3 protein-coding genes are annotated in these 2,480 nt (G+C 67.1%); 2 read left to right on the plus strand and 1 reads right to left on the minus strand.

The features are described from left to right. Nucleotides 1-759, plus strand: a 759-nt coding sequence (locus BIS11_RS15085; protein WP_253586439.1) for a bifunctional ornithine acetyltransferase/N-acetylglutamate synthase, incomplete at its 5' end; no start/stop codon positions are given. 97 nt (nt 760-856) lie between these two features. Further along, nucleotides 857-1,813 carry a Nudix family hydrolase gene (locus BIS11_RS15090; protein WP_253422026.1) on the plus strand — a complete coding sequence of 319 codons (957 nt, stop codon included), beginning with the start codon at nt 857-859 and terminating at the stop codon, nt 1,811-1,813. Between the two features lie 57 nt (nt 1,814-1,870). Here BIS11_RS15090 and BIS11_RS15095 read toward each other — a convergent pair. After that, nucleotides 1,871-2,480: nitrilase-related carbon-nitrogen hydrolase (locus BIS11_RS15095; protein WP_253586441.1), on the minus strand; the 610-nt coding region annotated here is incomplete at its 5' end.

A 2,480-nucleotide genomic window follows, 5' to 3' on the forward strand; every position in this document is an offset into this window, starting at 1 on the left:
ATCCTGACCACCGACACCCGCGCCAAGGGCGCGACCGCGACGGGTACCATCGACGGCCAGGCGTTCCACATCAACGGCATCACCAAGGGCTCGGGCATGATCAAGCCCAACATGGCCACCATGCTGGGGTTCGTGGTGAGCGACGTCACCATCGAGAAGTCGCTGCTGGCAAGGCTTCTGCGCGAGACCGTGGATCTCTCGTTCAACGCCATCACCGTCGACAGCGACACCTCGACCAACGACGCCTGCATACTGGCGGCGACCAACACCGGCGTGCGCATCGAGACCGATGAGCAGATCGCCACCTTCAAGGCCGCCCTGCAGGAGGTGATGACCTCGCTTGCCCAGATGATCATTCGCGACGGCGAGGGGGCGACCAAGTTCGTGACCCTGGAGGTCGTCGGTGCCGAAAGCCGGGCCGAGGCGCTCGACGTCGCCTTCACCGTGGCCCACTCGCCGCTGGTGAAGACCGCGCTCTACGCCAGCGATGCCAACTGGGGACGTATCCTCGCCGCGGTCGGCCGCGCGCCGGTCGAGCGTTTCGACGTCAGCCGCGTGGTGATCGACCTGGGCGATGTTCGCCTGGTGGAAAACGGCGGGCGCGCCGCCGGCTACTCCGAGGCCGCGGGTAGCCGGGTGATGGGTGAGGAAGAGATCACCATTCGTATAGACCTGGGGCGGGGAGAGGCGCGGGCCACCGTGTGGACCTCGGATCTCTCTCACGACTACGTGTCGATCAACGCCGACTACCGTAGCTGAGCCGGTCGGGCTCGACTCGGTGGTGGCGTTGTCGAACCTTCGGCCCCCGTGCAGTCAAGCGCTGACGACGCCAGCGCTCCAATGTGGAAAAGACGTAATGAATGTAAAGGTAAAACGGCGGGTTCACGTGGCCGCTGCGGCCATCGTGAGCGCCGACAAGCAGCAGGTGCTGATCGCGCGCCGCCCCTCCAACGTGGATCACGGCGGACTGTGGGAGTTTCCCGGCGGCAAGCTAGCGCCTTACGAGACCGGTCTCGAGGGGCTCAAGCGCGAGCTTCACGAGGAGCTGGGCATCGAGATTCGCCGCGCCCAGCCCTTGATCCGCGTTCACCACGAGTACAGCGACAAGCATATCCTGCTCGACGTCTGGCAGGTGCACGAGTTCGCCGGCGAGCCCTTCGGCCGTGAAGGCCAGGCGGTGCGCTGGGTGCCGATGGAGGAGCTGGTCAGCTATCCCTTCCCGGCGGCCAACCTACCGATCTTGCGCGCGGTGATGCTGCCGACCGAATACCTGATCACCGGTGAGGAGGCGGACGACGAGCGCTTCGCGGCGCTGCTCGAACGGGCCTTGAAAGAGGATGGCGTGCGCCTGGTCCAGCTGCGCGCCAAGGGGCTTTCGAAGGACGCTTACGTGGCGCGCGCCGAGCGCTCGCTCGCGCTGTGCCGCGATTACGGCGCGAAGCTTTTGCTCAACGGCGAGCCTGAACTGCTCGAGCGCGTCGATGCCGATGGCATCCACCTGACCAGCGAGCGGCTGATGAACCTGGAGCGCCGGCCGATCGCCGAAGGCAAGTGGCTCTCCGCCTCGACCCATAACCAGGCCCAGCTCGAGAAGGCGGCGAGTCTGGGGTGCGATTTCGTCACCCTGTCGCCGCTGCGCACCACGCCCTCGCACCCGGAAGTCGCGCCCATGGGCTGGCACGATTTCCAGCAGCTGGTCGAGCGTGCCGGCATGCCGGTGTTCGCCCTCGGCGGCATGACCCGCTTCGACGCCAACCACGCCCGCGCGGTGGGCGCCCAGGGCATCGCCTCGATTCGCGATTTCTGGAAGTAGCCGCGCCGTGAAACGAAAACGCCGGAGCCCTGGGGCTCCGGCGTTTTTTGTGCGCGGTCAGTCGCGGTAACGGCGGGTCAGGTCGCCGTAGGCGTCCACGCGGCGGTCGCGAAGGTAGGGCCAGATGCGCCGGGTGTGCTCGCTCTTGGCCATGTCGAGGGTGACCACCAGCTGCTCGGCCTCGGTGCCGGCGTGGGCCAGGAACTCGCCCTGAGGGCCGCAGACGAAGCTTCCTCCCCAGAAGTCGATGCCGGCGCCGACGCCGGAGTGATCCGCCTCGAAGCCGACCCGGTTGGCGACCAGTACCGGCACGCCGTTGGCTACGCCGTGGGCGCGCTGGATCAACGTCCAGGCCTCTTTCTGGCGACCCTTTTCGGCGTCGTCGTCCTGCGGGTCCCAGCCGATGGCGGTGGGGTAGAGCAGAAGCTCCGCGCCGGCCAGCGCCATGAGACGTGCCGCTTCCGGATACCACTGATCCCAGCACACCAGCACCCCGAGCCGGCCGACGGAGGTGTCGATGGGCGTGAAGCCTTCGTTGCGCTGCTCGTCGGCGTCGCCCGGGGTGAAGTAGAACTTCTCATAGAAGCCCGGATCGTCGGGAATGTGCATCTTGCGGTACTGGCCCACGCGCCCGCGTGCGCCGTCGAAGACCACGGCGGTGTTGTGG

Source organism: Halomonas sp. 707D4 (genome assembly GCF_024158685.1).
In the GTDB taxonomy this organism is placed as follows: domain Bacteria; phylum Pseudomonadota; class Gammaproteobacteria; order Pseudomonadales; family Halomonadaceae; genus Vreelandella.